The organism is Nocardiopsis listeri (assembly GCF_020741345.1).
Classification (GTDB): domain Bacteria; phylum Actinomycetota; class Actinomycetes; order Streptosporangiales; family Streptosporangiaceae; genus Nocardiopsis; species Nocardiopsis listeri_A.
Window position 1 is genome coordinate 1 of the sequence record NZ_DYZD01000033.1, and the last position, 3,381, is coordinate 3,381.

6 protein-coding genes are annotated in these 3,381 nt (G+C 65.5%); all 6 read right to left on the minus strand.

All coding sequences use genetic code 11. The features are described 5' to 3' along the window. On the minus strand, positions 1–683 hold a 683-nt coding region (rplB, locus tag K8V84_RS01605), incomplete at its 3' end, for a 50S ribosomal protein L2 (RefSeq protein WP_304069466.1). A 56-nt stretch (positions 684–739) separates the two neighbouring features. After that, positions 740–1,030: a 50S ribosomal protein L23 gene (gene rplW, locus K8V84_RS01610; protein WP_067597766.1), complete on the minus strand. Its 291-nt coding sequence runs from the start codon at positions 1,028–1,030 to the stop codon at positions 740–742. Continuing rightward, on the minus strand, positions 1,027–1,698 hold the full coding sequence (gene rplD / locus K8V84_RS01615) for a 50S ribosomal protein L4 (RefSeq protein WP_304069470.1): 672 nt from the start codon (positions 1,696–1,698) through the stop codon (positions 1,027–1,029). Before rplD ends, rplW begins: the two co-directional genes overlap by 4 nt. Positions 1,699–1,701: 3 nt before the next feature. Continuing rightward, entirely contained in the window at positions 1,702–2,352 is a 651-nt protein-coding gene (gene rplC / locus K8V84_RS01620; protein ID WP_304069472.1) for a 50S ribosomal protein L3, read from the minus strand. Between the two features lie 11 nt (positions 2,353–2,363). Beyond that, positions 2,364–2,672 carry a 30S ribosomal protein S10 gene (gene rpsJ, locus K8V84_RS01625; protein ID WP_014908366.1) on the minus strand — a complete coding sequence of 103 codons (309 nt, stop codon included), beginning with the start codon at positions 2,670–2,672 and terminating at the stop codon, positions 2,364–2,366. Between the two features lie 258 nt (positions 2,673–2,930). Beyond that, the coding region (locus tag K8V84_RS01630; RefSeq protein WP_304069476.1) for an EF-Tu/IF-2/RF-3 family GTPase at positions 2,931–3,381 on the minus strand (451 nt) is incomplete at its 5' end.

Consider the following 3,381-nt stretch of genomic DNA (forward strand, 5'->3'; position numbering starts at 1 on the left):
GATCTCATGACCACACCACGGACGGAGGGGCGCTTGCCCTTCCACCGCGAGCGACCGGCCTTGCCCCAGCTGATGTTGGACTGCTCGGCGTTGCCGACCTGGCCGACGGTGGCGCGGCAGGAGATCTCCACCATGCGCATCTCACCGGAGGGCATACGCAGCGTGGCGTAGTTGCCCTCCTTGGCCAGGAGCTGGATCTGCGATCCGGCGGAGCGGCCCAGCTTGGCACCGCCGCCCGGCTTCAGCTCGACCGCGTGCACGAACGTACCCGTGGGGATGTTGCGCAGCGGGAGGCAGTTGCCCGGCTTGATGTCGGACTGGGGGCCGTTCTCGACCTTGTCGCCCTGTGCGAGGCCGGCGGGCGCCAGGATGTAGCGCTTCTCACCGTCCACGTAGTGGAGCAGGGCGATACGAGCGGTGCGGTTGGGGTCGTACTCGATGTGAGCGACCTTGGCCGGCACGCCGTCCTTGTCGTGACGACGGAAGTCGATCACGCGGTAGGCGCGCTTGTGGCCACCACCCTGGTGACGAGCGGTGATACGGCCGTGGCCGTTACGACCACCCTTGGAGTGAAGCGGACGGACCAGGGACTTCTCCGGCTCCGAGCGCGTGATCTCGACGAAGTCGCTCACGCTGGAGCCGCGACGACCCGGCGTCGTCGGCTTGTGCTTACGAATGCCCATCTTCTTCGCGCATTCCTTTACGTATTACTTGATGTGCAGCGGCAGGACCCGGAAGGTCACTGACCGAAGATGTCGATGCGGTCACCCTCGGCGAGGCTGACGATCGCGCGCTTCGTGTCAGGACGCTTCCCGAAACCGAAACGGGTCCGCTTGCGCTTGCCCTTCCGGTTGATCGTGTTCACGCCGGTGACCTTCACTTCGAAGATCTTCTCGATCGCGATCTTGATCTGGGTCTTGTTGGCGTCCGGGCGAACGATGAACGTGTACTTGTTCTCGTCCATGAGCCCGTAGCTCTTCTCGGAGATCACCGGCTCGACGATGATGTCCCGGTGGTCGGCGATCCTCACTGGTCGTCCTCCTCGGACTCAGCGGCCTTCGAGGTACCGGCCGCGTGGGCCAGGAACTCGGCGTAGCCCGCTTCGGTGAAGACCACGTCGTCCGAGTACAGGACGTCGTAGGTGTTCACCTGGTCCGCGTCGAGGATGTGGACCTCTTCGAGGTTGCGCAGGGCGCGCCGGTTGTGCTCGTCCTCACGAGCCAGGACGACGAGAACCTTGTCGGACTCGGTGACCTGGCGCAGCGCCTTGAGGGCGGTCTGCGTGAGCTTGGTGTCCACGTCCTCGGCCACGAACCGGCTGACGACGTGGATGCGGCCGTGGTTGGCCCGGTCGGAGAGGGCGCCACGCAGGGCGGCGGCCTTCATCTTCTTCGGGGTCCGCTGGCTGTAGTCACGCGGCTGGGGGCCGTGAACGACGCCGCCACCCACGTACTGCGGGGCGCGGATCGAACCCTGACGGGCGCGACCGGTTCCCTTCTGGCGGTAGGGCTTCTTGCCACCGCCACGGACCTCGCCGCGGGTCTTGGTGGCGTGCGTGCCCTGACGGCCGGCGGCCAGCTGGGCGTTCACGACCTGGTGCAGCAGCGGAATGCTGACCTGCTGGGCGAAGACGCTCTCGGGAAGCTCGACGCTGCCCTTGGAGCCGCCCTCGGGGTTCTTGACCTCGATCTGGGCCATGGCTTACTTGTCCCCCTTCACAGCGGTGCGGACGAGCACCAGACCGCCGTTGGGACCGGGCACAGCACCCTTGACCAGGATGAGGCCCTTCTCCGCGTCCACGGAGTGAACGGTCAGGTTCTGGACGGTCTTGCGCACGTTGCCCATGCGCCCGGCCATCCGCATGCCCTTGAAAACGCGGCCGGGCGTGGCGCAGCCGCCGATGGAACCGGGAGAGCGGTGGGTACGGTGCGTACCGTGCGAGGCGGTCATACCGGCGAAGCCGTGCCGCTTCATCACACCGGCGAAGCCCTTGCCCTTGCTCTTGCCCGTGACGTCGACCTTCTGGCCGCTCTCGAACGTGGCCGCGTCGACCTCCTGGCCGAGCGTGTACTCGGAGGCGTCGGTCGTGCGGACCTCGACGTAGTGACGGCGCGGGGTCAGTTCGTGCTTGCGCAGGTAGTCGCCCAGGGGCTTGTTGACCTTGCGCGGGTCGATCTGCCCGTAGCCGAGCTGGACGGCGGAGTAGCCGTCGGTGTCCGGAGTCCGGATACGACTCACGACACACGGACCGGCCTTCAGGACGGTCACGGGCACCATCTGGCCCGCGTCGTCGAAGACCTGGGTCATGCCGAGCTTTTCGCCCAGGACTCCCTTGATCTGCTTGGTAGCCATTGTCTGTGCCCTTACAGCTTGATCTCGATGTCAACGCCGGCCGGAAGATCGAGTCGCATGAGCGAGTCGACCGTCTTCGGGGTCGGGTCGATGATGTCGATCAGCCGCTTGTGAGTGCGCATCTCGAAGTGCTCGCGCGAATCCTTGTACTTGTGCGGCGATCGGATAACGCAGTAAACGTTCTTTTCCGTCGGCAGCGGCACCGGGCCCGCGACCTGTGCGCCAGTTCGCGTCACGGTCTCAACGATCTTCTTCGCCGAGCTGTCGATGACCTCGTGGTCATAGGCCTTTAGCCGAATGCGGATCTTTTGTCCCGCCATGTGGCCTGTTCGTCCTTCGCTTCAGTGTCCGTAACGGTGAGCAGTTCCGGTCACAGACGCCCAGGCCCGTCGGCGAATCCGCCGGCTTCTTGGCCTTGAGCCCCTATTCCCTTGAGAAACCGCAACAGGGCTTGCCCCTGCGGTGCGTCACCGTCACAGAGCCCGATGACGTCTTGTCAGTGTGGTGGGTGGGCCACCAGGAAGCGGCCCACCCACCACGCCGGGGTGGTTCCATACGGGACCACCCCGGCGTGTGTACTACTTGAGGATCTTGGTGACGCGACCCGCGCCCACGGTCCGGCCACCCTCACGGATGGCGAACTTCAGGCCCTCTTCCATGGCGACCGGCTGGATGAGCTGGACGGTCATTCCGGTGTTGTCACCGGGCATGACCATCTCGGTGCCCTCCGGCAGCGTCACGACGCCGGTGACGTCGGTGGTGCGGAAGTAGAACTGCGGGCGGTAGTTGTTGAAGAACGGCGTGTGGCGGCCACCCTCGTCCTTGGACAGGATGACGACCTGGCCCTCGAACTGGCTGTGCGGGGTGGTGGTGCCGGGCTTGATGACGACCTGGCCACGCTCGACGTCCTCGCGCTTGGTACCGCGCAGGAGCAGACCGACGTTGTCACCGGCCTGGCCCTGGTCGAGGAACTTGCGGAACATCTCCACACCGGTGACGGTGGTGGTCTGCTTCTCTTCCTTGATGCCG